We start from the raw sequence: 25,096 nt of genomic DNA, 5'->3' as shown, positions 1-25,096 counted from the left end.
GGGATCAGGCGATGATGGTGAAGGGGATCGTCACCAATCCGGCGTCCCCGGCCTTCGAGGGCTTCCAGCGCCAGCGCTTCACCGCCTGCAGCGCGGCGCGGTCCAGCGCCGCGCTACCGCTGCTGCGCGCGACCCGGATCTCCGCGACGTGGCCGTCGATGCCGACCACCACCCATAGCTTCACCGTGCCTTCCGCATGCGCACGGCGCGCTTCCACCGGATAGACCGGCGGCTTGGCGAAGAGCAGCGTGCTGGAGAGATCGCCGTTGGCAGCCGTCGTCGCGGGTGCGGGCGCCGGCGCCGGGGGCGCTTCGGCCTTCACCCCTTCGCTGGTGACGGTCGGCGGCGCGGGCGGCGGCGGGGCCTCCACCATGACCTGCTGCGGCCCCGGTCCCGGCAGTTCGATCAGCGGCTTGGGCGCGACGCTCTGCGTCTGGGCGGCCGGCGGCGTCTCGGCCTTGGGCTGCTCGGGCGGCGGCGGTGGCGGCGTCACGTCGAGTTCGCGGACATCGACCACGGTCAGGCGGCGGTGTTCTTCGTGCGCGGCGACGATGTTGAGCGTCGCGAGGCAGGCCGCCATGCCGGCGATGACGGCAACCGACGCCACGATCGCAACGGGGTTGGCGCGGGCAGGTCGGTACACCGACCGCGGCGCTTCCAGCGCAACGAACGAATCGGCGCGGAGCGGCGCCACGCGGACCGCCGGCTCCTCGGGCACACGCGGCGGAGCCGCGGTCCTCGCCAGATCCTCCAGGGCGTTCGCAGCGAGTGTCGCCAATTGTAATCTCCTGCCCACTACTATTGCGAGTGATTTGCATATACACTAAGCAGCTCGTCGTCCAGAGGGCACACGGCACCTCAAATGCGTGTGGTGGCACGCATTTTCTGCCGCGTGGAGCGCCCTCTGTCTCGAATCCAGCTTTGAAGGACGCGACATTTTGGAAGCTGCCGACGCCCTGGCCCCGCGCGCCGGAGACACGCATGACCTCGCCCCTGCGATGGATGCACCCCGCGCCGCCGCGCCCGCGCCGCCCCGACCGGCGAAGGTGCCCGCGCCGCGCAAGTCGAAGACCAAGAAGAGACGCGCCTTCTGGCTCAAGCAGCTGCACACCTGGCACTGGGTCAGCGCCGCCATTTCGCTGGTGGGAATGCTGCTGTTCGCGGTAACCGGCATCACGCTGAACCATGCCGCCTCGATCGGCGCCGAACCCGCGGTGACGCAGAGCCAGGGCACCCTGCCGGCATCCGTGCTCGCCAAGCTCCCCGCAGCCGGCGCCGCCACCGACCCGCTCCCGGCCGACGTGGCGCGCGCGGTGGCCGGAGTGGTGCCCCTCGATCCCGCCGGGCGCCAGGCCGACTGGTCGAGCGAGGACGAGGTCTATGTCGCCATGCCGGGTCCGGGCCGCGACGCCTGGGTCAGCATCGACCGGACGACGGGCGAGGTCCAGGCCGAGGTCACCGACCGCGGCTGGATCTCCTACCTCAACGATCTGCACAAGGGCCGCAACACCGGCGGCGCGTGGGCGTGGTTCATCGACCTGTTCGCCGGCGCCTGCCTGATCTTCACGATCACCGGCCTTTTCCTCCTCCAGCTGCATGCCCGTCACCGCCCGCTGACCTGGCCGCTCGTCGGCCTGAGCCTGGCGATCCCGCTGCTGCTGGCGCTCCTTTTCATCCACTGACGAGAAAGCCCGTGATGACACGATCGAAGATCCTGCCCGCGCTGCCGATGCTGGCTGCCGGTACGGCCACGACCCTGGGCGCCACCCTTGGCGCGGCGCCCGCGCTCGCCGCCTCGGTGACCATCACCATCCCGCAGGTGAAGGTGGCCGAATACCACCGCCCCTACGTCGCGGGGTGGATCGAACCGGCCGCGGGCGGCAACGCCCGCACGCTGTTCGTGTGGTACGACGTCAAGAAGCGCGGCAACGAGCCGGGCACCAAGTGGCTGGCGGACCTGCGCAGCTGGTGGCGCAAGGGCGGCCGCTCGCTCAAGCTTCCCGCGGACGGCGTCAGCGGCGCCACCCGGGCGCCGGGCACCTACACCGTCGGCATCCCCGCCAACCTCCCCGCCGGCCAGTACGTCCTGAAGGTCGAGGCCGCGCGCGAGACGGGCGGGCGCGAGCTGGTCTCGGTGCCCTTCTCGGTGCCGGCCAAGGGCGGCTCGGCGTCCGGCAAGACCGAGCTCGGCACCATCACCATCCGCTGACCACTTCCATCCTAACACAGCCTACAGGGGACCTTATATGCGCCTTAGCACCATCCTGATCGCCGCCGCGGCCTCGTCGGCACTGGCGACGCCCGCCCTGGCCCACCGCCAGTGGCTGCTGCCTTCGACCAGCACGCTCGCGGGCACCAGCGAGTACGTCACCGTCGATGCCGCCGTGTCGAACGACCTGTTCTATCCCGACCACGTCGCGATGGACCCGGCGCAGGTGGCGGTCTGGGCGCCCGACGGCACCGAGGCGAAAATCGAGAACCCCTCGAAGGGCCGCTACCGGGGCACTTTCGACGTGGCCATCAACAAGCCCGGCACGTGGAAGATCGGCATCGAGCGTTCCTCGATCATGGGCACCTTTAAAGTGGGCGAAGAGCAGTGGCGCGTCGGCGGCCGAGGCCGCCCGGCCGGCGCTCCCGGCGCTCCCGGCGCTCCCGGCGCAGCTCCCCGACCGGCCGGCGCGCCCGCGGCTGGCCCGGCAGGCCCCGGTGCGCAGCCGATGCGCATGGTCCCCACGGTTGCCGACATTCCCGCCAACGCCACCGACATCAAGCTGACGGAATCGCTCTCGCGCAACTTCGTCTACGTCACCGCCGACGCGCCGACCAAGGTCGCCCTGACCGGCAAGGGGCTGGAGCTCGATCCGGTGACGCACCCCGATGCGCTCGTCGCCGACGAGGAGGCCAGCTTCCGCTTCCTGATCGACGGGAAGCCGGCGGCAGGCGTGAAGGTCACCGTGGTCCCCGGCGGCAAGAAGTACCGCGAAGCCGAAGCGGCGCAGGAACTCGTCACCGGGCCTGACGGCGTGCTGAAGGTCCAGTGGCCGGTCGCCGGCTGGTACTGGCTGAACGCCAGCGCCGAGGACGCCAAGCCCAGCGACAAGCGCGCGACCGCCCGCCGCATGTCGTTCACCACCACGCTCGAAGTGGTCGCCCCCTGACGACGCCTCCGGCCCCGCGCCTCGCCGTCCCGCTCGAGATCGACGCCGCCTGCCTCTCCACCTGGAGGCGGGATGCGCCGGTCGTCGAGATGGGGGGCGAGACGATGGGCACCACTTGGCGCGCGCTGGTCGCTGCGCCGCCGGCGTTCGACCGGGCGGCGGCCCGCGCGGCGGTCGAGGCGCGGCTGGAGGATATCCTCGCGCAGATGAGCCACTGGCGCGAGGACTCGCTGCTCGGCCGATATAATCGCGCGGTTGCAAGCACTTGGGTGGCGCTGCCGGTCGACTTCGCGCACGTGATCGAAGCCGCGCTCGACGTGGCGGAGCGCTCGGGCGGGGCCTTCGACCCGGCGATCGGCGCGCTCGTCGACCTGTGGGGATACGGGCCCGTTAAGGTGGCATTAGCGCCCAGTCAGGAGGACGTCAGGCGCGCGCGCGCGATCTCCGGCTATGGCAGGATGGCGTGGGATTGCGCGGGACGGCGGCTGCGCCAGCCGGGAGGATTGCGGCTGGACCTGTCCGGCATCGCCAAGGGTTTCGCGGTGGACGCAGTGGCTGCCGTGCTGGAAAGACAGGGCTGTGACCACCTCCTGGTCGAGATCGGAGGCGAGCTCGTCGGCCGCGGTCTGCGCCCCGACGGCGATCCCTGGTGGGTGGACCTGGAGACGCCGGTGGAGGATGTCCGCCCCTTGCGCATCGCCCTGCACCAGCTCGCCGTCGCGACCTCGGGCGACTACGTGCGCGGGCGGCACACGATCGATCCGCGCAGCGGCTACCCGGTGGAGCATGCCGTGGCCGTCAGCGTGGTCCACGCCTCCGCCATGCTGGCCGATGCCTGGGCGACCGCGCTCAGCGTCCTGGCACCCGAAGCGATAGCGGCGCTGGCCCGGCGCGAGACGCTGCTGGTGCGGGCTCTGACACGCACCCCCGCCGGCATCGAGGAGTGGATCAGCCCTGCACTCCGAGCCCTGATGGAGCCGGAGGAACCGGCGGGCTGACAAATCGCAAGTCCGCCGGATATCGCCGATCTTCCGCAAGCCGCGACCGCTTGCGTATTTCGACATGAACATTTTTGAGATCACATCTTGATATTGAGAGTGACTCTCAATATCAGCCCCTCCGTCAGTCATTCGACTGCATGAGGGGAAGACATGTCCATCAAGCCATCCAAGGCGGCCGCGCGCCGCACGTTTCTTGCGCTGTCCTGCATCGCGCCGGCCTTCACGCCCGTCGCCCATGCGCAGCAGGCCGACACCGGCGAGCGCAGCCTCGGCGGCATGACCGTCAGCGACACGGCGATCACCGAACAGCCGGGCCGCAAGCTCGAATCGCCGAAGCGCACCCGCCCTGTGCTGGACACGCCGCAGACCATCACCGTGCTCAGCAACGAGGTGATCGAGCAGCAGAACCTGCTGACGCTGCGCGACGTGCTCTCGACCGTGCCGGGCATCACCTTCGGCGCCGGCGAAGGCGGCACCGGCCCGGGCGACAACATCACCTTCCGCGGCTACAGCGCCAGCAACGACATCACCGTCGATGGCGTTCGCGACAGCGCCCAGATCACGCGTACGGACTCGTACAACCTCGAGCAGGTCGAAGTGACCAACGGCGCGAACTCGGTGATCTCGGGCGCCGGTTCGGTGGGCGGCAACATCAACATCGTCACCAAGCGCCCGAAGGCGGACGATGCCTATCTGGCCACCGCGGGCATCGGCACCGACAACTACTACCGCGCCACGGTGGACCTCAACAAGCGCGCCAGCGACCTCGTCGCCTTCCGCCTCAACGCCATGTGGCACCGCAACGACGTGCCGGGCCGCGACGTGGAGGACTACAAGCGCTGGGGCGTCGCTCCGTCGGTCACCATCGGCATCGATGGCCCGACCAGCCTGACGCTGCAGTACAACCACCAGGAAGACGACAACATCCCGCAGTACGGGATACCGTATTACGCGGGCGAGGTCGTTCCCGGCATCCATCGCAGCGACTACTTCGGTTTTCGCAACGTCGACAAGCAGAAGATCAACGTCGACCAGTTGACCGCGATCTTCGAGCACGCCTTCAGCGACACCGTCTCGATCCGCAACCTCGCTCGCTGGCAGGATTCGCAGCAGATCACGATGGTGAACCCGCCCCAGGGGACCTACTGCCTTTCGACCGGCCTCCAGCCCACCGGCGCCGCCTGCCCGGCGACGGTTCCGGCCGGCTACTATCTGCCCTCCGGTCCCCGCGGCACAACGCGTGATACCCGCAACCAGCTGATGTTCGACCAGGTCGACCTCAAGGCGGTGTTCAACACAGGCGCCATCGAGCACACCATCGACATCGGCGCGGCGGCCACCTGGGAGAAGTACGACCTCTACAACGGCAACGTGCTGCGCAACGCCAACGGTACGGCGGCCTTCACATCCTTCCCGCTCATCTACATAGACAATCCCAATGTCGTCGTGCCCGGACCGGCAGGCCGCGTCTACGGCAACAACGTCTATACGGGGCCGGTCAACTTCATCCGGACCGGACATACGATCGGTGAACAGACGAACGTCGCCGGCTACATCTTCGACACGATGAGGTTCGGCAAGTTCGAGCTGAGCGGGGGCGCGCGCCTGGAGCGCAACAGCGGCACCTCGCGCACCGACAGCATCGCAGCGACGACCACGGCGACGGTCACGCAGGGCCAGGTGACCCCGGGCCTCAAGGCGAGGAACGCCGACACCCTGTTCTCGTACCGCGTGGGCCTGAACTACAAGCCGGTGGAAGCGGTCAGCATCTACGCCGCCTACGGCAATTCGCGCACGCCGTCGAAGAACTCGGTCAATGGTTCGTGCACGGCGGAAACACCGGGCGTCGTGAACACGACCTGCAACATCAACCCGGAATCGGCCAAGAACTACGAGATCGGCGTCAAGGGCGAGCTGTTCGACGGTGGGCTGCTGCTGACCGCCGCCGCGTTCCGCAACGAGCGCGACAAGTACGCGGTCGTCTCCGGAGATCCGACCGTGCCCAACCAGCAGCTCGACGGCAAGTCGCGCGTGGACGGGATCGCGCTGGGTGCCTCGGGCACGATCACGCCGAACTGGACGATTACCGCCAACTACACCTATCTCGACGCCGAGCTGCTGCAGTCGGTCTCCGACGAATGCCTGGCCGACCCCGGCTCGGGCACCTGCACCAACACTCCGGCAAACCCGAACCCGGGCGCTGGGCAGTTCCTGCCGCAGACGCCCAAGCACTCCGGCAGCCTGTTCACCACGTACCGCCTCCCCTTTGGCCTGACCATCGGGTATGGCTTCACCTATCAGGGCAGCTTCATGCTCACCGCCGCCACCCCGACTGCGGGCGCGATCAAGTCGGACGACTTCCTCATCCACCAGGGCTACCTGGCGTATGAGTTCTCGCCGAACTTCTCTGCACAGCTCAACGTCAAGAACATCGGGGACAAGCTTTATTACACGCGCATCCGCGGGAATGGCGTGGGCTGGGCCACCCCGGGCGATGCACGCTCGGCGGTGCTGACGCTGACCGCGAAGATGTAAGCCGACCCGCAGTCAAAAGGGGGAAGCCCGGCGCCCGCTCACCGAGTGCGTGCGCCGGGCTTTTCCTTTTGACCCCGAACATTGTCAGCGCCCGCGACTTGGGCGAGAGAGACAGGCATGGTCATCGAGATCCCCGAACTGTTCGACGCCGCCGAAGTGCGCGAGATGCGCCAGGCGCTGGAGGCGGCGGAGTGGAGCGACGGCCGCGCCACCGCGGGCCACCGCGCCGCCCGGGTCAAGGAGAACGAGCAGCTTGCGCTCGACCACCCCCTCGCCCGGCAGCTCGCCGACCGGGTGCTCGAACGCCTGGGCCGGACCCCGATGTTCATCGCAGCCGCCCTTCCCGCGCGCGTGCTGCAGCCCCGCTTCAGCCGCTACGACGGGCACGGGCACTACGGCAACCACGTGGACAACGCGATCTTCCCGATCCCCGGCACCGGCGAGCACCTGCGCTCCGACGTGTCGAGCACCCTGTTCCTGAGCGAGCCCGAAAGCTACGAGGGCGGCGAACTCGTCATCGAGGACATGTTCGGCACGCACAGGGCCAAGCTCCCCGCAGGAAGCCTGATCGTCTATCCGGGCTCCAGCCTGCACCGGGTGATGCCGGTGACGCGCGGCACCCGTCTGGTCTCGTTTTTCTGGACGCAGAGCTTCGTCGCCTCGCCCGAGCGGCGGCGGCTGCTGTTCGAGCTCGACGGCGCCATCCAGTCGGTCGCCACCGACCATCCCGAGCACCCCTCCGTCGACAGCCTGACGCAAGTGTACCACAACCTCCTGCGCCAGTGGTCGGCCACGTGAGCGAAGCGTCCCCGCCGCTGCCCCCGCTGACGGCGATCCCGGAGACTTTGCGGACGCTGTCGGACTACGAGCGGCGCGCCGAGCACCATCTCCCGGCCGAGGTGTGGCGACACATCCAGGAAGGCTCCGGCCGCGGCATCACGCTGCGCGAGAACCGCGCCGCGTTCGACCGGATCGGGCTGCTGCCCCGCGCGCTGGCGGACCTCGACGGGTCGACCGCGATCGACCTGCTCGGGCGTGCGCATGCCGCGCCCGTGATGCTCGGCCCGGTCGCCTACCAGCGACTGGCGCACCCCGAGGGAGAGCTGGCCAGCGTGCGCGCCGCGGCTGCGCTGGACGTGGGCATGATCGTCAGCACGCTTGCCAGCGTGACGATGGAGGACATCGCCGCCGCTGCCATCGCCATGGCCGGCGAGCTGGGACGGCGCCCCGCGCCGCTGTGGTTCCAGCTCTATCTCCAGCCCCTGCGCGAGCACAGCCTGCAACTGGTCCGCCGCGCCGAGGCGGCGGGCTACGAGGCGATCGTGCTCACCGTCGACGCCGCCCTCAAGCCCCAGGGCATCACGCTGCCGCCCGGGGTGGAGCCGGTGAACCTGGCGGGGATGCCGCGCCCGCGCCAGACCGCGGTGCCCGGGGGGCGGATCCTGCTCGGCACTCCGCTGGCGCAGGCCGCGCCCGGGTGGGACGACCTCGCCTGGCTGCGCCGCGCCACCACACTGCCGATCCTGCTCAAGGGCGCGGTCCTGGGCGAGGACGCGCGCCGCGCGGTGGATGAAGGCGTCGATGGGCTGATCGTGTCGAACCACGGCGGCCGCGTGCTCGACGGGGTGCCCAGCGGCCTGGAACTGCTGCAGAACGTGGCGGAGGCCGCGGCGGGCCGGGTGCCGCTGCTGGTGGACGGCGGCGTGCAGCTGGGGACCGATGTCGTCAAGGCGCTGGCGCTCGGGGCCCGCGCGGTGCTGATCGGGCGGCCGCAGATGCACGCGCTGTCGGTGGCGGGGATGGCGGGCGTGGCGCACATGCTGCTGGTGCTGCGCACCGAGATCGAGGCGGCCATGGCGCAGCTGGGCTGTCCCGAACCGCGCCTGCTTTGCCCAGAGCGGCTCGTCGCGCTCAGCTGAGCGTCAGGCCGCCGCGGCGACCATGCTCAGTTCCTCCGGGTGCGGGACCACCAGCGTCTTGCCGCTGAACTGGACAAGGCCGCGCTGTCGCAGGTCGCCCAGCACCCGGTTCACGTGGACCGGCGTCAGCCCGACGATATCGGCGATGTCCTGCTGCGTGAGCGGGATGGTGCAGCGGTCGCCCATGACGCGGTTGATCTCGCGCAGGCGGGCATAGAGCTCGGACAGAAGCGAGCCCACCCGCTCGGTGGCGGACTTGCGGCCCAGGCTGACGATCCAGTCGGTCTGGCGGTTGAGCGTCTTCACCACGCCGGCGAGGAGCTTCATGACGCCATCACCCGGCTTGGCGTGGATGCCGGCGAGCGGCATCTCGGTGACCTTCACTTCGGTGAGCGCGATGACGGGGAGGTCCGACCGGCCCGCCAGCAACCACTGCGGCTCGCAGTAGTCGCCCGGGAGAAACAGGGCGGTGATCTGACGGCGCCCGTCAGCCAGCAGGCAGTAGCGGCAGGCCCAACCCTCCTCGATACGAAAGACCTTGTCCTGGACCTCCTCCTTGCGGGCGAGGTGCTCGTGTCGACGGAAGTGGCGGATTTGGTCCGCTGCATGACTCGATCGCATGGTTTCCTCTTCCTTCACCCCCGCAACGTCAGACTGGAGTGATTCGGTGCGGGGCCGGTTGATCTATGTTACGAGCCGAGGCTCCCTAGCGATCAACCGGCCCGGAAGCGGGATGAGTGGAACCGGGACGCTCATCGGATGTTCAGCCGATCCCCGATCGTCGCCGGGCTCACGGCAGCGCATAGGCGACCACCTCGTCGCCGATCGGGGTCTCCATGAAGTGGTGCCCGCCCGGGACGATCACCAGGTACTGTTTGCCGTTCACGGAATACGTCATCGGCGTCGCCTGGCCACCGGCGGGCAGGACGTCGGACCACAGCGTCTTGCCGGTGCGCAGGTCGATGGCGCGGATCAGGTTGTCGGTCGTCGCGGCCACGAACACCAGCCCGCTGGCGGTCACCACCGCGCCGCCGTTGTTGGGAGTGCCGATCTCGAACGGCAGCATCGAGGGGATGCCGAAGGGCCCGTTGGTGCGCGCCGAGCCGAGCGGGCGGTCCCAGATGGTGCGGCCGGTCGCCATGTCGATCGCGCGCATGCCGCCGTAGGGAGGCTGCTTGCACAGCATGCCGGTGAGCGGAAGGCGCCAGCCGGCGTTGACGTCGATGGCATAGGGGGTGTGGGCTTGGGGATCGCCGGCACCCTCGGCGCCGCCGATCTCGCCGCGCGCCTGGTCGCGCGGGGCCCAGCCCTTGCGGTCCGCCTCCGCGCGCGGCACCAGCCGGACGTAGTTGGGCATGTCGTTGTAGTTGGCGACGATCACCCCGCGCCGCGGGTCGACGGCGATGCCGCCCCAGTCCGTCCCGCCGTTGTAGCCCGGATACTCGATCGAACGACGGTCGCTCTCCGGCGGCGTATAGAAGCCCTTGTAGCTCGCCTTCCGGAACTGGATGCGGCAGACCATCTGGTCGATGGGGGACATGCCCCACATGTCGCGCTCGGTCAGCGCGGGCTTGCGCAGGGTATGCCACAGCGAGACCAGCTGCGTGCTCGCCCGCTGCTCGGGCTCGACGCCGCCGCGCGGCGCGCGGATCTCGCCCACCGGGGTGAGCGGGCGCCCGGTCCTGCGATCGAGCACGTAGATGTCGCCCTGCTTGGAAGGCAGCACCAGCGCCGGGATGCCGCGATAGTCGACCAGCGTGGCCTGCGCGCCGAAGTCGTAGTCCCACACGTCGTTGCGGACCGCCTGGAACTTCCACCGCGGCTTGCCGGTGACGACGTCGAGCGCGACCAGCGAGGTGGCGAAGGCCTTCTCCTGCGGCCGGCGCAGGCTGGAATAGTAGTCCGCCGCCGCGTTGCCCATCGGCAGGTAGACGAGGCCGAGCTGCTCGTCGCCGCTGGCGGTGGTCCACATGTTGGGCGTGCCCCGGGCCCAGGTCTGGCCCTGGGGCGGATAGCCGTTCCACTCGGGATGCATCATGTCCCAGGCCCAGCGCAGCTTGCCGGTGACGGCATCGTACCCGCGGATGACGCCCGAGGGCGCCCAGCGGTCCTGCCCGTCGAGCACCTGGTGCCCGGTCACAACCACGCCGCGCACGATCGTCGGCGGCGAGTTGATCGAGACGTAGCCCGGAGGAGTCTGGCCCATGCCGACCTTGGTGTCGACCGCGCCATGGGTCCCGAAGCCGGCGCACCGGGCACCGCTGCGGGCATCGATGGCGAAGAGCCGCGCGTCGAGCGTGCCGAAGATGATCCGCGTGGCGCACGGCGCGTCCGCCGCGGCGCCCGGGACGGCGTAGTAGCTCACGCCGCGGCAGGCCGCGGTGTAGGGGATGGCGTCATCGGACACCTTGGGATCGAAGCGCCAGCGCTGCTTGCCCGTCGCCGGGTCCAGGGCCAGCACGATGTTCTTGGGCGTGCAGACGTAGAGCGTATTGCCGACCTTCAACGGCGTGTTCTCGCCGCCGTAAGTGCCGCGCACCTCTTCCGAGGAAGGCATGTCGCCGGTGTGAACGAGCCAGGCGCGCTTCAGGCTCTTGACGTTGTCCGGCGTGATCTCCCCCAGGGGCGAGAAGCGCCGCGCGCTGGTGGTGCCGCCATAGGCCGGCCAGTCGTCCCCGGCATAGGCGAGCGAGGGATCGGCCATGTCGTAGCGCAGCGCCGGCAGGGCCAGCGCCGGGCCGGTCTGCGCCATGCGGCCGAAGATCAGCGCGGTCCCGGCGGCCAGCACGACCACGGCCAGGCTCGCCCCCAGCCCCAGCCTCCAGCGATGCGGATGCGTCGATAGCGTCGGCATGACGAGCAGCACGGCGACGAGCAGGACCAGCGGCGCGACCACGCGCGGGACCAGGGCCCAGTTGTTGGCGCCGACTTCGGCGATCGCCCAGATCACCGTCAGCACGAAGATCGCGCAATAGAGCCATCCGCCCGCCATCCTGCGCCGGAACAGCAGGACGCCGGACGCCAGCATCGCCAGTCCGGTGATGAGGTAGTAGGCGGACCCGCCCAGCACCGCGAGCCACGCTCCGCCCAGGGCAAGCACCACGCCGATCGCGGCGATGACGCCCCCGAGGATCAGCGGCGACAACGGACGCGCCCGGCGTGGCGCGTTGAGACCTTGCATCGATTTACACTCCGGCAATGTACGGGCTGCGACTGTGGGAATGGGGGGAAGACGCCAAGGTTCCGCCGCTTCGCGGAAAACCCGCGAATTTCAATCACGCATGCGCAATCGCGCGGAACCGCCTGTGGACGCGTCCCCGCCGCGCCGGCCGCCACACTGATCGAAGTTAGCTGCAGTGCCAAAGGCGGGAACGGGGCCATGCACGTGCCGATTGGAGAGCCATCACAGGAAGGGATCATGACCATGTCCATGTTCGACAAGGTGATTGCCGCCATCACTCCGCCGGAGACAGCCCAGCAGCGCGCCGATGCCCATGCCAAGGCGCGCGAGGCGGCGGAACCGGGCGACTGGCTCTCGCTCGTGCTCGACCACCACGAGGAAATCGGAGCCGCCTTTGCCGCCGTTCGCGCTGCTTGCGACAGCGCCAGCCGCAGGGTCAAGCTGCGCCAGCTGGGCGTGGTGCTGACCGGCCACGCCCAGGCGGAGGAGGCCGTCCTCTATCCCGCGCTCGCCACCCACGGCGAGAAGACCCACGCCACCGCCGGCTACGAGGAGCAGTCGGTCACCAAGGTGCAGATGGCGATCCTCAAGGACCTCGATCCCATGAGCCAGGAGTTCGAGGACAAGCTGGGCCACATCGAAGGCGCGGTGCTGCACCACATCTACGCCGAGGAACACAACTGGTTCATCGACCTCAAGCAGAAGGCGCCCGCGGCCGACCAGGCGAAGCTCGCCGACCGCTATACCGAGGAATACGGCCGCTACACGGGCGTAGAGGCGATGGCCTGAGGCAACGGACCGAAAGGACCAGCACATGCACGACATCGACAAGGACGATCGCGGGCCCAACCCTAAGGAGCCGCTGGAGACGCCGCGCGGCACCTTCGGAGACGCCCGCCCGGACGAGTACCACGATCCCCGCGCCCGCCCCGGTCACAAGCCGGAAAAGGTGGAGGACCGGCCGCTCGTGAACAAGGTCAAGCCGGAAGACTACCCCGAGGCCGAACGCCGCGACGGTGACGTCACCCGCTGATCGGGTCCCGGCTTCACCTTTCCCCCAGACCCGCATGGGGGCGCGGACCAAGACCGCACCCCGCGGGAAGCCGCCCACCACGGCGCCTCATACAGCGAAGGAACCATCATGACGGACGTCGGCGACGATGCGCCCCTGACCACTTCCAAGCATGCAGATCCCGCGAACGACGCGGCTGCCCTGGGGCTGGAGCCCCATGGCGACAGCCTCATCTCCCGCTCGGTGACCATCAACCGCCCGCGCGAGGAGCTCTTCCAGTTCTGGCGCGACTTCGGCAACCTGCCCCGGTTCATGGACAACGTCGAGCGTGTCGACGTGATCGACCAGAACACCAGCCACTGGGTCGTCACCGCGCCCGGCGGTCGCACCGTCGAATGGGACGCCGCGATCACCGAGGAACGCCCCGGCGAGTACATCGCCTGGGCCTCGCAGGACGGTGCGGACGTTCCCAATAGCGGCAGCATCGCGTTCCGCGACGCCGGCGCACGCGGCACCGTGGTCACCGCGACGATCGCCTACGATCCGCCCGGCGGCGTGCTGGGCAAGGCCGTGGCCAAGCTGTTCCAGCGCGAGCCTGCCATCCAGGCGCGGCGCGACCTGCGCCGCTTCAAGCAACTCATGGAGGCGGGCGAAGTCGCCACCTCCGCCCGGAACCGCAAAGAGCTCGAAGAGGAGAACGCCTGATGCGCGCGCTGACCTGGCACGGCAAGCACGACGTCCGCGTCGATACGGTCGCGGACCCCGAGATCGTCAATCCTCGGGATGCGATCATCAAGGTCACCTCGACCGCCATCTGCGGCTCGGACCTCCACCTCTACGACGGCTACATCCCGACCATGCAGTCGGGCGACATCCTCGGCCATGAATTCATGGGTGAGGTGGTCGAGACCGGCCCCGGCTCGACGCTCAAGAAAGGCCAGCGCGTCGTCGTCCCCTTCACCATCGCCTGCGGCAGCTGCTATCACTGCGGCAAGCAACAGTATTCCGCCTGCGACAACGGCAACCCTGCCGACAACCAGGACATCGCGCAGGCCGCCTACGGCCACCCCATGTCCGGCCTGTTCGGCTATAGCCACATGACCGGCGGCTATTCCGGCGGCCAGGCGGAATACGTGCGCGTGCCGTTCTCCGACGTGGGCCCGATCGTCGTTCCCGACGATATCGAGGACGACAAGGTGCTGTTCCTCTCCGACATCCTGCCCACCGGATGGCAGGCGGCCGAATACGCCGAGATCGAGCCCGGCGACACCGTCGCGGTCTGGGGCTGCGGCCCCGTCGGCCTCTTCGCGGTGCAGTCGGCCTTCCTGATGGGCGCGGAGCGGGTGATCGCCATCGACCACTTCCCGCACCGCCTGGAACTCGCCAGGAAGTTCGGGGCCGAGACGATCAACTTCGAGGAAACCAAGACCTACGAAGCGCTGCTGGAAATGACCGGCGGCATCGGCCCCGACGCCTGCATCGACGCGGTCGGCCTGGAGGCGCATGGCTTCTTCGTCGACAACGTCGTGGACCAGATCAAGGCCTCGCTGTTCCTGGGCACGGATCGCACCCATTCAATCCGCCAGGCCATCATCGCCTGCCGCAAGGGCGGCCGCGTCTCGATGCCGGCAGTCTACGGGGGCTTCGTGGACAAGTTCCCGCTGGGCGCGTTCATGGAGAAGGGCCTCACGCTCAAGACCGGCCAGACGCACGTCCAGCGCTACCTGCCCGGCCTGCTGAACGCGATCGTCGAGGGCAAGATCGACACCACGTTCCTCATCAGCCACCGCCTGCCGCTATCGCAGGCGCCCGAGGGCTATCGGATGTTCCACGATAAGCAGAACGAAGTGACCAAGGTCGTGCTCAAGCCCGGGCTCGATCGGGTCGCCGCCTGAGGAGATCGGCATGAGCAGGAAATTCGGCATCGTCACCGGTGCCTCCACGGGCATCGGCTTCGAACTCGCCCACCTTGCCGCGCAGGACGGCTACGACCTGCTGGTGGTCGCCGACGAGCCGCTGATCGAAGCCGCCGGGCGCGACCTCCAGGCGCACGGCACCCACATCCGGGCGGTGGAGGCCGATCTCTCCACGCTGGAAGGCGTGGACCGCCTGCTGGACGCGGCGGAAGGCCGCGCGGTGGACCTGCTCTGCGCTAATGCGGGGCGAGGCCTGGGCCGCGCGTTCCTGGTGCAGGACGTGGAGGACTGGCGGCGGGTGATCGACACCAACATCACCGGCACCGTCTATCTGCTGCAGCGCGTGCTGCAGCAGATGGCGGCGCGCGACAGCGGCAAGGTGCTGGTCACGGGGTCGATCGCCGGGCTCATCCCCGGCAGCTTCCAGGCGGTGTACAACGCCAGCAAGGCCTTCGTGGACAATTTCACCGACGGCTTGCGCAACGAGCTTAAGGAGAAGGAGGGGATCACCCTCACCACGCTGATGCCCGGGCCCACCGAGACCGAGTTCTTCGAGCGGGCCGACATGCTCGATACCGACGTCGGCACGCGCGAAAAGGACGACCCGGCCAAGGTTGCGAAGGATGGCTGGGAGGCGCTGCATGCCGGCAAGTCGCACATTGTCTCGGGCTGGATGAACAAGGTCCAGGCTGCGGCCGCGCACGTTGCACCCACCGCCGCGCTGGCCGAGATGCACCGCAAGATGGCGGAACCGGGCACCGCCAAGAGCTGACAGGGGCGCCCCCTGCGCGGGGGCGCCGCTCACCCGATGCCGAGCGTGACCGTCTGGGCGGGCGCATCGCGCAGGCGCAGCCGCAGCTTGCCGTCGCCGGGCCGCGGCACCTGTATCGAGGCGCCGGTGAACCCCTGCGGCACGCTCGTCGCCTGACCGAAGGCGTCGTCGGCGGCGACCGCCTGGATCAGGAACAGGTCACGACCGCGGATCGTGCATGCGCCGGCGGGCTCGCTCCCGCAGGACACCGCCTCGATCCGGGGCAGCCGCGCCAGCGTCGTCAGCGCCAGCCAGTCGCCGGCCTGCTCGCGCCCATCCTCCATGCGCACCAGCCGGAACCGCAGCGGGCCGAAGCTCGCCGGCGGCAGATCGGCGGCGCGCAGGGTGGCGACGGCGACATCGGCGCTTTCCAGCACCAGCCCCTTGCCGGCAGAGAGCCGCGCCACGGTCTCGCCGCCGTCGAGCGCGACTTCCAGCACGTCGCGGGCGCCGAGCTTCGTCCCAGGCCCGGCCTTCACGGAGAAGACCAGCTCGCCATCGCTGCGCAGCAGGTCGCCCGTCACCAGATCGGGCCGACGACCGCCCTCATCGCCCGGGCCGGGATAGAGGGTCCGGCTCAGCACCTCGACGCGCGGCCGGGGCGGCGCGACGTGCAGCGGCAGCGTCAGGGTCCGGCCGTCGGCGAGCCTGACCAGCGCCTTGTCGGGTGCGGCGCCCGCCTCCGGCACGCGCCCGGACCCTTGCACGACCAGCCGCAGGCGATCGGCGCCGCCGTCGCGCGTCAGCCCGTCCGGACGCATCTCGAGGGAGCCCACGGTTACGGACTGCACCTGGTCCAGTCGCTGACCGCTCAGCGTGCCCTGCGCGTCGCCGGAATGAAGCGTGATCGCCTCGATCCGGCTGGCCTGCGTTCGGGCCTTGAGCGCGAGCACAGCCGGCTCGCGCGCACCGCGCTCGCGCACCTCCAGGTGCCGGGTGCCGGGCTGCGCCCCTTCCAGCGGCACTCGCACCGCCAGCTTGTCCGCCCCCTGCGGCTTCGCTGGAAGCGTGCGCAGGCTGCCGTTCGCCTGGCGCAGCGTCACCGCCTCCACGCAGGAGGGCGCGGCGCCTTCCAGCACGATGTCGTTGTCGCGCCCGACGATCAGCCCCTCGGGGTCGCCCGCAAGCTTCCATCCGCCGGCGTCGGGACGCTGCAGGACGAAGTCGGGCCCGTCGAACGCAGCGAAGCCCCATTGCCCGTGCAGGTGCGCGCGCACTGTCCCGGTGAAGGCGGCCGGCAGGGCCTCTGCCGCGATCACGAAGCCGCCCTTGTCCGCCCGCGCGGTCGCCGGCACCTCCTGCACCTGTCCCGAGCTCGAGGTCAGCCGGACCTTGGCATCGTGCGCGAAGTCGGTCGAGAACACCAGCGGCGCGCCCTCGACCGGGAGGACGACGGCGGCGCCCGCGGCGCAGATCGGCCCATCGGCGGTGCTGCGCAGCTGGGGCGGGATGTCCGCCTCGATCGCGGGCAGCGCCGCCACCATCACGGACTTGGGCTTCTTGAACGAGGGGGCCGCATTGAGCAGGAGCCCCATTGTCGCGTCGTGGCGGACGCTCAGCGTCGGCAGATAGTTGAACTGCGGGTTGTTGAAGGCGCCGAAGATCCGGGCGACGTCGCGGGCGACGGCGATGTAGGGGCTGTAGTAGCCGCCCCCCGCCTCCCGCGTGGCGCTCAGTTGCAGCGCGAGGTCGGTCGGCGTGCCCGTCAGCGTGTCGGCGAGGGAGCTGGTGTGGACGTCGTTCAGCACCAGCGCGTCGCGGTTCTGCACCAGGCAGGACGCCTGCAGCTCGATCACCTTGGAGAGGCAGTCCTCCTGGAGCTTGATCGACAGGCTGCGCGCCAGCACCGGCGCCACCGTGCGCAGGTATTCCGGCCCGTTGTCGTCCTGCGCGCGGATCGCGGCCATGAACGCTTCCAGGCGCGAATGGTCGAGCGAGGCCTGGTTGAGATCCTGGCTGGCGCGCACGAACTCGCCCGGCTTGCCGCGCACCGCATCGACGAGGACGCCCTCGGCCCCGCCCGTCTCCGGGACCATCAGCAGCACGGCCTGCCGCGCGCCCTCCGGAACGACGAGCGTGAGGGTGCGGTCCTTGTCCTTCGACTTCCAGGTCTTCGCCGTGTCGATCCAGTCCTTGGGCGGCGGATTGGTCGCGCCGCGCAGGAAGGCGGAGACCAGCAGGAACTCGGCGTCCTGGTCCTTGGGCAAGGCGGCGCGGATCACCAGGCGGTCGCCCGCCGCAAGGCTGGGCACGCGGGCGATCGGCAGCGTCCGGCCGCCGCGCGTCACCTCGATGGCGAGGTCCGGCCCGGCCAGCTCGAAGGGGGCGGGATCGGCGAGCACCGGCACGGACGCGAGGGCGGCCCCGGCGAGAACCGCCAACGGCAGCGTGCGCGACGAGACAGGATGGCGGCGCTTCTTCGATCCGTTGGACAAGCTGCTGGATTCCCGTCGTTGGTCCCGATCATGTGCCCCGCCGCGCTCTTAGCCGCAGATGCGCCCCAGGTACATGCCGGTCACTCCTGGTCGCCCGATCGCATGACCTGCGGGATGAAGCCCAGCAGTTCCCGCGCCAGGAACCCCAGCGGGCCGATCGTCTCGGCACAGCGGCGGCCGGCCTCGCCGTGCAGCCATACGGACCACAGCGCCGCTTCCAGCGGAGAACAGCCGCGGGCCAGCAATGCGCCGGTGATGCCCGCCAGCACGTCGCCCGAGCCGCCGGTGGCCAGCCCGACGTTGCCGCCCGTGTACCCATAGAGGGCGCCGCCGGGCTCCGCGACCAGCGTGCTCCCGCCCTTCAGCACCACCACCGCGCCGAACCGCTCGGCCGCCGATCGCGCCGCCGCGGCCCGGTCACGCTCGATCACCTCGGCGTCGCACTCCAGCATGCCCGCGATCTCACCCACGTGCGGTGTCAGCACGGCGGGTGCGCCGCGCGCCCGCAACGCCTCTGCATGTGCGGACAGGCCCAAGAGCGGGGCGGCGTCGATCACCAGCCCGGCGGTCCAGTCCGCCTGCGCCAGCAGCCCGCCCAGCAAGCGCGAGGCATGCGGCTCGCTCGACATGGCGGGACCGACGACGACCGCATCGCAGCGAGACAGGTGCTCGGCGATCCCCTCGGGCGGCGCGTCGATCTCACCCTCCGGGCTCACCGGCAGCGCCAGCACCGCCGCCTCGGGCAGCAGCGCGCCCAGCGCGATCGCCGCGGGCGCCACTGTGCCGACGCGGACTTTGCCGGCACCCGCGCGCAAGGCGGCTTCCGCGCTCAGGCCCACGCCGCCCGGCACGGTCAGGCACCCGCCCAGAACCATCACCCGGCCGCGCGCGTTCTTGTCCGCGCCGGAGACCGGCTGCGGCAGCGGGTGGGCGCGCAGCCATGCGACGTCGAGCGGCAGCGCCTCGGCAGGCGCGCTTTCAGCCACGGGCGGCCACCATCTGGTCCGGCTCGCGGGTGGCAGGCGTGCCTTCCCGCTCCATCGGCGCGGTGACGTTGTAGCGCTCCAGCGCGAGGCGCCCGTCGTGCCCGGCGCCGGGATCGAAGCGGTACTGCGTCACCCCGCAGTTGGCGACGTCGCCCTGCGCGTCGATGGCCAGGATCTCCGCCTCGCTCAGTTGCTCGATGACGTAGCGCATGCACAGCACGACGACCTGGTGGGCGACGATCATCACCCGCCGCCCGGCGTAGTGCAGCGATACCGTATCGAGCAGGGCACGCAGGCGGAAGATCACGTCGACCCAGCTCTCGCCGCCGGGCGGGCGATGGTAGAACTTGCCGAGCACCTGCCGGAACTGCGCCTGCTCCGGCTGGAACTCGCGTATCCCCAGGGTGGTGAGCCCGTCGAGGATGCCGAACTCCTTTTCACGCAGCCGCTCGTCGATGCAGATGCGCAAGTCCGGATCGCAGCCGCCGGCGGCGCGGAACAGCTCCGCGGTCTCGATAGCGCGCACGTAAGGGCTACATAGGACCACCTCTGGGCGCTGGCCCTCCTCGCCCTGCCCGAACCAGCGCCCCAGCGCGCCGGCCTGCTCCCGGCCGAGCTGCGACAGCGGGACGTCGACATCGCGGTGTTCGAGCTCGATGCGGTGGAGGCCGCCTTCGTGCGCGGCGTCGCGCGCGACGTTGCCGGCGCTCTGGCCGTGGCGGATCAGCCAGAGCACGCTGGGCCAGCGCGAGGCCGGGTGCGGGTGGTGTTGCATTCGGTCCATGCCCCATAATGGAGCGAGCACGTCCTCGGTTCCTTCCGCCCGCCGCCTGGAAGGCGCAGGCGCGCAAAAGCGGACACATCTACAAAATTGCGATCCGACGCCGCAACCGCGAGACAGCGGCCACCGTTAGGGAAGCAATTTCCAAGGAGAAAACACCATGGCCAAGGAAACCTTCACCGACGCGATCGCTCTCCTCAAGGCGGATCACCGCCACGTCGAAGAGCTTTTCGACAAGTTCGAGAAAGCCGGTACCGCGCAGAAGCAGAAGATCGCCCAAGAGATCTGCAACGAACTGAAGATTCACACGGTGATAGAGGAAGAGATCTTCTATCCCGCCCTCAAGGGCAAGATCGAGGACGACACGCTGAGCGAAGCCTATGTCGAGCACGACGGGGCCAAGGTGCTCATCAACGACATCATGGCCGGATCGCCCGAGGACGAGTTCTACGATGCCAAGGTGACGGTGCTGAGCGAAGAGATCCGCCACCACGTCCACGAGGAGGAGATGCGCGGCGAAGGCATGTTCGCGCAGGCGCGCAAGACCGACGTCGACCTCGTCGCGCTGCGCGACGAGATGCTGCAGCGCAAGCAGGAGCTGCTGAAGCTGGCGAAGGCCGGGGAACTGCCGCCGGCCGAGCTGCGCGTGGTGCACGCCTGACACCCCGCCTGCCATGACGCTGCCTATATACTATTGAGAATCATTCTCATCTTCTGTACACCCCTTCTCGGGCCAGCAGAGGAGATCGAGCGTCATGGCAGACCGGCAGCATCCCACCGAGGCCCGCCGCCTCCGCGCGATCACGGGGGCGCAGGCGCCGTCATGATGCATGCGCCCATCGTCCGAGCCGCGGCCCCAGCCCGGCTCGAAGGCCTGGTCACCGCCGCGGCGCGGTGCTGGCGGTCGGCCCGAGACAAGGGCGCACCGGCACCGGCCCGCCTCTACGCCCTGCTCTCGCCGGACCACTGGGAGATGCTGGTGCCGGCGCTCGACAGCCTGATGACGCTTTACGAAGGCGCGCTGCTGCGGCCGGTCACGACCGGGACCGGCGCCGAGCCGAGCCAGGACGAGGACCGCCTCGCCAGGCTGCTGATGGGCCGGCCTGCCCCCGATGAGGAGGGCATCGCCTGCCCCCCGGGCCTGGAGCGAGCCTTCACCTGCGCCTTGCAAACGACCCGCGTGATGATCGCGCTGGTGATGAGCGCGCCGATCGGGAAGCAGGCCTAGGGGGGTAGCGATCCGGCTGGCCGGGGTCGTCCTCTGCTGAGGCGCGAACTCGCCTCAGGCGGCGGCGACGTGCTCGGCGGCAGGCTGACCCGCATCGGTGCGCGCGCGCTGGATGAGGAAATCCGCAACCGCACGGGCGGCGCGCGCGGAGGCCCGACCTTCGCCGCCGGCGAACGTCTCCACCACGCCTTCCCGCTGTGCAGGCAGGTAGTCCGGGTGTGAGGCGATTGCGGCCGCAACCTTGTCGACGATCCCCGCCGCGCTCTCGTGCACCGGGCCATAGCGCCAGTGGCGATAGCTGGGATCGTCCTGCCAGTGGACCTGGTGGGCGTTCAGGAACAGGCAGGGCCGCGGCCGCACGACGTATTCGTAGACCTGGCTGCTGACGTCGCCCACGTAGACGGACGCCGCCTGGACGTACCGCATGTCCACGCTGGCCGGGCTGCCAAGGTCGATGTGGATGTTGGGCAGCATCGCGAACTCGGCGAGCTGGCGCTCCATGCGGGCACGGGCGCGGCGATTGTCGTACATCCGGATGTGGGGTGCCACGACCAGGTTGAAGCGGTCGTCGCGCGCGAACTGGCGGATGACGTCGAGGCCCATCGCCGGCCAGGACGACAGCGCCGGCGAAAAGTGCGGGTTGTAGAGCACGATCGGCCGATCCTGCGCGAACAGCCGGTCGGGCAACCGCCCTTCGACGAGGTCGAACTTGCCGTAGCCGACGATGGCATAGTGGCCGGGGCGGATCAGGCCCATGTCCAGCATGCGGCGCTCCTGCTTCTCGCCGGCGAGGAGCACGAAGTCGAACTCGCGGATGCGGGGGTCGTACCCCACCGCGCGGTCCCCGGCGCCATGGCAGGTGTGGATGAAGCAGGTGTCCCGCAAGCCCAGCCTGCGGAGCCGCAGTGAGGTCCGCTCCGGCACGACCACGGCATCGAACCGCGCGAGCAGGCGCCGCGCGGCAAGGAGCGCCGGCAGCTTCGGCGGCGTCGACTTGCCCAGCAACCGGGTCAGCGCCGACAGCAGGCGATTGCCGACGTGCACGAAGGCCATCGCGTCCACCCCCTCGCGCGCAGCGATCTCGCGCGCCAGTGCGAGGTGATCCTCGGTGAAGGCGACGATCGTGACGGCGAACCGGGGATCGCGCGCCAGGCCGAGCGCCAGCGGCATCCCGTGGTAGACGTGGTGCAGCTGGGCGTTGAAGAAAAAGCATATGCGCTGTGGTGCCGCCGGAGCGACATCGGGTCTGAAGCTTTCATGGCGCATGATCTGCTCCGTTGACCATCGAGAGCCGCCGGCGGTGACCGCCCAGACCGCATGGAGTCACCGGACTTGACCCGGATAGCCCCCAGTGCGCCATCGCGTTTGGCGGGGCAGCGCTCGCAAGCAGAAATGCGCTGCGGCGCCGTATGTTCCACGCTGGCATCAACCCCGAAGCGGGGCCGCATCCGCCGCCGTTGCCGAGAAAGTGCAACCTCGTTAACCACTTGTGGTAACTCACCTAGTAAACCCGGTGACATCGGCAAGGATGCGGTGTGCAGTTGAAGTCGATCTTTGTATTTCTCTGGCTGTGCCTGGTGGCGCAGGCATTGCCCACCCCCGCCCGGGCCGAGGTCGTGCGCCTGCGCCAGGAGCTCTGCTACGCCGCCGCTCCGGCCGATGCGCCCGCAGCCGCCGACGCGGTGGCCGCCCTGCCGTTCGACTGCGCGCGCGAGCCCGAGTACCGCGCCTATCGCGACGGCTGGGTCTGGCTCAAGCTTCGCGACCCTTCCGCCTTGCGGGCGATGCCGGGGGGCTGGCAGCTGGCCGCCGACCAGACCCGCTTCCACCGCATGGTCGCACTGGTGGTCGCGCGCGACGGCAGCGTGCAGTCGATGGACCTCACGCCCGACACCATAGGAGAGAACTGGGCGCTCGGCGGCACGCTGCGGATGAACGTGAAGCGCCCGGGGAGCGAAGTTCGTTCGGTCTATGTCGGCTTTCTGAAGCTCGACCACCTCTCGCTCATGCGCAAGCTCGTGGCGCTCAGCCCACCCGCCGCGGGAACGCTCGACCGCATGTGGCTGGGCCTCATGGGCGTGTTCGCCGGCGCCATCCTCTCCGCGCTCGCGTATAACCTCCTGATCTACACCGGGCAGCGGCTCGCCTTCCAGCGCTGGTATCTGCTGTGGTCGACGCTGGCCCTCGCCTACGGCTTCTGCTGGACCAACGTGCTTGCGTTCGCCATCCCGGGTTTCGCCGGCCCGTATGCGGTGGGTGCCGACTATATCCTGGTCGCCGCGCTGATCGGGTCGGGCAACGTGTTCTTCCTCTCGGTCATGGAGGAAGGCCTGCTGCCCCGCTGGCTGAGCCGCTGCGGGTGGTCGCTCGCCGCGCTGAACGTGCTGGCCGGCCTGGCCGCCTTCGCGAACACCACGCTGCCGCCCGCCACGGTGGACCGCTGGCTCAACGTCATCTTCGTGATGAGTTCCCTCTACGTGGCGACGGGCGTCGGCTTCGCCATCCGCGCCGGCAGCCGCGTGGTGTGGTTCTACCTGGCGGGGTGGACGCCCGTTCTGCTGGTCTTCGTCCTGCGCGTCGGCCGCAACTTCGGCCTGCTGCTGCAGGACGACACCGTCGACATGGGAACGTTCGCCGCGCTGGCGTTCGAATCCGTGGCGCTCTCGCTGGCGATCGCCGATCGTTTCCGCCGGCTGGGCAAGGAGCGGGACGCCGCGGAGCAGGCCCGCCGCGCGATCGCGATCGAGAGCGAGACCTTCCGGCGCGCCGCTCACACCGACTTCCTGACCGGCCTCGGCAACCGCGCCTCGTTCCAGACGATCCTGCGCGCGATGTGCGAGACTCCGGGCGAGCGGCACTTCATGCTGCTGCTGGTGGACGTCGACAATCTCAAGGACATCAACGACCGCCTGGGCCACGACGGGGGCGACGCGCTGCTCGAAAGCGTCGGGCGCGGGCTGCTGGAGGCCGCCGGTCCCAGTGCGCAAGTGTCGCGCATCGGCGGCGACGAGTTCGCCATCCTGCTCCCCGGCCGCGAACCCGAATGCCTCAAGGTGCAGGCTGCGCTGGAAGCCCTCCAGGGGACCACGCTGACCCACGGCGGGCGCTCCTGGTCGCTCTCGCTCAGCATCGGTCTCGCCCGCTTTCCCGAGGACGCGCGCACGAGCGACGTCCTCGTCAAGAATGCCGACCTCGCGCTCTACCATGCCAAGCAGCAGGGCCGCCGGAGCCTGCACCTCTACGCGCCCCCGATGCGCGCGCAACTCGACCGCCGCCGGATGTTCAGCGAGGAGGCCGCCGGCGGCATCGCGCGCGGCGAGTTCTCGCTCCACTACCAGCCGATCGTCGATGTCCAGACCGGCCTTCCCTGCTCGCACGAAGCGCTGCTGCGCTGGCATCACCCGCAGCACGGCACCATGACTCCGGCGGTGTTCAGCGACATGCTGAACGAGCGCACCACCGGCCTCGCCGTCCAGAACCACGTCCTCGACATGGCGCTCGAGGCGCTCCAGGCGCACCCGGAGCTGCTGCCGAAGATCTCGGTCAACTTCACCGCCGCCCAGCTCGACGGGCCGCACCCGGCGGCGCGCCTGCTCGCCCGCCTGCGCGACCACGGCATCGCGCCCGAGCGCCTCTGCGTCGAGGTGACCGAGGAGTTCGTGCTGGACCGCACCCTCGGCAAGACCGCGAAGGCGCTGGGGCTGCTCCACGAAGCCGGCATCACGGTGGCGCTGGACGATTTCGGCACCGGCTATGCCTCGTTGATCCACCTCAAGCAGTTACCGTTCGACATGCTGAAGATCGACCGGTCGTTCACGCTGGGCCTGTTCGAGGACGACGGCCACAGCGAGGAGATCATCCGGGTGATCGTCGGCCTCGGGCATGGCCTGGGCAAGCAGGTCGTCGCCGAAGGGGTGGAGACCGAGCAGCAACGCCGCAAGCTGGCGGAGCTGGGCTGCGAGTTCGGCCAGGGCTTCCTCTTCGCGCGGCCCCGCTCGCTGGAAGAGATGCTCGGCAGCTCCGCCTCCCACGCCGCCTAGCAGGGCAGCGCCGCAGTCCCCGAGCGTGACATCGCCTTGCTCGGCAACCCTGGCCGGGCTGACGCATTGCCCCGGCAGCACGCCCGTCCGCTG

General features: G+C 69.6%; 22 protein-coding genes. 15 read left to right on the top strand and 7 right to left on the bottom strand.

The window, feature by feature from the left end:
• Nucleotides 1–4: 4 nt before the first annotated feature.
• Nucleotides 5–778: an energy transducer TonB gene (locus ACFFJC_RS07040; protein WP_379486789.1), complete on the bottom strand. Its 774-nt coding sequence runs from the start codon at nucleotides 776–778 to the stop codon at nucleotides 5–7.
• Nucleotides 779–1,046: 268 nt separating this feature from the next.
• Between ACFFJC_RS07040 and ACFFJC_RS07035 the strand changes: the two genes are divergently transcribed.
• The 7 genes from ACFFJC_RS07035 to ACFFJC_RS07005 all read left to right on the top strand — a co-directional run bounded on the left by ACFFJC_RS07035 (nucleotide 1,047) and on the right by ACFFJC_RS07005 (nucleotide 8,613).
• Nucleotides 1,047–1,682: a PepSY-associated TM helix domain-containing protein gene (locus ACFFJC_RS07035; protein ID WP_379487206.1), complete on the top strand. Its 636-nt coding sequence runs from the start codon at nucleotides 1,047–1,049 to the stop codon at nucleotides 1,680–1,682.
• A gap of 14 nt (nucleotides 1,683–1,696) precedes the next feature.
• On the top strand, nucleotides 1,697–2,209 hold the full coding sequence (locus tag ACFFJC_RS07030) for a DUF2271 domain-containing protein (RefSeq protein WP_379486788.1): 513 nt from the start codon (nucleotides 1,697–1,699) through the stop codon (nucleotides 2,207–2,209).
• 37 nt (nucleotides 2,210–2,246) lie between these two features.
• On the top strand, nucleotides 2,247–3,158 hold the full coding sequence (locus ACFFJC_RS07025; protein WP_379486787.1) for a DUF4198 domain-containing protein: 912 nt from the start codon (nucleotides 2,247–2,249) through the stop codon (nucleotides 3,156–3,158).
• A gap of 104 nt (nucleotides 3,159–3,262) precedes the next feature.
• A complete protein-coding gene (locus ACFFJC_RS07020) occupies nucleotides 3,263–4,156 on the top strand; it encodes an FAD:protein FMN transferase (protein WP_379486786.1) in 894 nt (297 codons plus the stop codon).
• Between the two features lie 153 nt (nucleotides 4,157–4,309).
• Nucleotides 4,310–6,694 carry a TonB-dependent receptor gene (locus tag ACFFJC_RS07015; RefSeq protein WP_379486785.1) on the top strand — a complete coding sequence of 795 codons (2,385 nt, stop codon included), beginning with the start codon at nucleotides 4,310–4,312 and terminating at the stop codon, nucleotides 6,692–6,694.
• Between the two features lie 117 nt (nucleotides 6,695–6,811).
• Entirely contained in the window at nucleotides 6,812–7,492 is a 681-nt protein-coding gene (locus ACFFJC_RS07010; protein ID WP_379486784.1) for a Fe2+-dependent dioxygenase, read from the top strand.
• A complete protein-coding gene (locus tag ACFFJC_RS07005; RefSeq protein ID WP_379486783.1) occupies nucleotides 7,489–8,613 on the top strand; it encodes an alpha-hydroxy acid oxidase in 1,125 nt (374 codons plus the stop codon). The genes ACFFJC_RS07010 and ACFFJC_RS07005 overlap by 4 nt, the downstream gene beginning before the upstream one ends.
• Nucleotides 8,614–8,616: 3 nt before the next feature.
• On the opposite strand, the gene ACFFJC_RS07000 is transcribed toward ACFFJC_RS07005, so the two are convergent.
• Nucleotides 8,617–9,234 (bottom strand): Crp/Fnr family transcriptional regulator, encoded by a 618-nt coding sequence (locus ACFFJC_RS07000; RefSeq protein ID WP_379486782.1) that lies wholly within the window; start codon nucleotides 9,232–9,234, stop codon nucleotides 8,617–8,619.
• A gap of 169 nt (nucleotides 9,235–9,403) precedes the next feature.
• Entirely contained in the window at nucleotides 9,404–11,794 is a 2,391-nt protein-coding gene (locus ACFFJC_RS06995) for a membrane-bound PQQ-dependent dehydrogenase, glucose/quinate/shikimate family (RefSeq protein WP_379486781.1), read from the bottom strand.
• A 237-nt stretch (nucleotides 11,795–12,031) separates the two neighbouring features.
• Here ACFFJC_RS06995 and ACFFJC_RS06990 point away from each other — a divergent pair, with 237 nt between their 5' ends.
• The 5 genes from ACFFJC_RS06990 (at nucleotide 12,032) to ACFFJC_RS06970 (ending at nucleotide 15,494) form a co-directional block, all read left to right on the top strand.
• Nucleotides 12,032–12,583: a hemerythrin domain-containing protein gene (locus ACFFJC_RS06990; RefSeq protein WP_379486780.1), complete on the top strand. Its 552-nt coding sequence runs from the start codon at nucleotides 12,032–12,034 to the stop codon at nucleotides 12,581–12,583.
• Nucleotides 12,584–12,608: 25 nt separating this feature from the next.
• Nucleotides 12,609–12,827, top strand: a complete 219-nt coding sequence (locus tag ACFFJC_RS06985) for a hypothetical protein (protein WP_379486779.1) — start codon at nucleotides 12,609–12,611, stop codon at nucleotides 12,825–12,827.
• A gap of 108 nt (nucleotides 12,828–12,935) precedes the next feature.
• A complete protein-coding gene (locus tag ACFFJC_RS06980; RefSeq protein ID WP_379486778.1) occupies nucleotides 12,936–13,511 on the top strand; it encodes an SRPBCC family protein in 576 nt (191 codons plus the stop codon).
• Nucleotides 13,511–14,701, top strand: a complete 1,191-nt coding sequence (locus ACFFJC_RS06975; RefSeq protein WP_379486777.1) for a zinc-dependent alcohol dehydrogenase — start codon at nucleotides 13,511–13,513, stop codon at nucleotides 14,699–14,701. The genes ACFFJC_RS06980 and ACFFJC_RS06975 overlap by 1 nt, the downstream gene beginning before the upstream one ends.
• Nucleotides 14,702–14,711: 10 nt before the next feature.
• The gene (locus ACFFJC_RS06970) at nucleotides 14,712–15,494 is read left to right on the top strand and encodes an SDR family NAD(P)-dependent oxidoreductase (RefSeq protein WP_379486776.1); all 783 of its coding nucleotides are present in this window, start codon (nucleotides 14,712–14,714) and stop codon (nucleotides 15,492–15,494) included.
• A 29-nt stretch (nucleotides 15,495–15,523) separates the two neighbouring features.
• On the opposite strand, the gene ACFFJC_RS06965 is transcribed toward ACFFJC_RS06970, so the two are convergent.
• The 3 genes from ACFFJC_RS06965 to ACFFJC_RS06955 form a co-directional block, all read right to left on the bottom strand.
• A complete protein-coding gene (locus ACFFJC_RS06965; RefSeq protein WP_379486775.1) occupies nucleotides 15,524–17,968 on the bottom strand; it encodes a hypothetical protein in 2,445 nt (814 codons plus the stop codon).
• A gap of 80 nt (nucleotides 17,969–18,048) precedes the next feature.
• Complete coding sequence (locus ACFFJC_RS06960; RefSeq protein WP_379486774.1) at nucleotides 18,049–18,954, bottom strand: NAD(P)H-hydrate dehydratase; 906 nt, start codon at nucleotides 18,952–18,954, stop codon at nucleotides 18,049–18,051.
• Nucleotides 18,947–19,729 carry a histidine phosphatase family protein gene (locus ACFFJC_RS06955; RefSeq protein ID WP_379487205.1) on the bottom strand — a complete coding sequence of 261 codons (783 nt, stop codon included), beginning with the start codon at nucleotides 19,727–19,729 and terminating at the stop codon, nucleotides 18,947–18,949. Before ACFFJC_RS06955 ends, ACFFJC_RS06960 begins: the two co-directional genes overlap by 8 nt.
• Nucleotides 19,730–19,895: 166 nt before the next feature.
• On the opposite strand from ACFFJC_RS06955, the gene ACFFJC_RS06950 reads away from it, so the two are divergent.
• Both ACFFJC_RS06950 and ACFFJC_RS06945 read left to right on the top strand, forming a co-directional pair.
• Entirely contained in the window at nucleotides 19,896–20,396 is a 501-nt protein-coding gene (locus tag ACFFJC_RS06950) for a hemerythrin domain-containing protein (RefSeq protein ID WP_379486773.1), read from the top strand.
• 162 nt (nucleotides 20,397–20,558) lie between these two features.
• Nucleotides 20,559–20,963, top strand: coding sequence for a hypothetical protein (locus tag ACFFJC_RS06945; protein ID WP_379486772.1), 405 nt, complete (start codon nucleotides 20,559–20,561; stop codon nucleotides 20,961–20,963).
• 54 nt (nucleotides 20,964–21,017) lie between these two features.
• Here ACFFJC_RS06945 and ACFFJC_RS06940 read toward each other — a convergent pair whose 3' ends face one another.
• The gene (locus tag ACFFJC_RS06940; protein ID WP_379486771.1) at nucleotides 21,018–22,229 is read right to left on the bottom strand and encodes a CDP-glycerol glycerophosphotransferase family protein; all 1,212 of its coding nucleotides are present in this window, start codon (nucleotides 22,227–22,229) and stop codon (nucleotides 21,018–21,020) included.
• A gap of 269 nt (nucleotides 22,230–22,498) precedes the next feature.
• Between ACFFJC_RS06940 and ACFFJC_RS06935 the strand changes: the two genes are divergently transcribed.
• Nucleotides 22,499–25,003 (top strand): putative bifunctional diguanylate cyclase/phosphodiesterase, encoded by a 2,505-nt coding sequence (locus tag ACFFJC_RS06935; protein WP_379486770.1) that lies wholly within the window; start codon nucleotides 22,499–22,501, stop codon nucleotides 25,001–25,003.
• The last annotated feature ends 93 nt before the right edge of the window (nucleotides 25,004–25,096 follow it).

Origin of the sequence: Novosphingobium soli, assembly GCF_042432915.1 — a bacterium.
In the GTDB taxonomy this organism is placed as follows: Bacteria; Pseudomonadota; Alphaproteobacteria; order Sphingomonadales; family Sphingomonadaceae; genus Novosphingobium; species Novosphingobium soli.
This window is presented reverse-complemented; position numbering and strand designations above follow the sequence as displayed.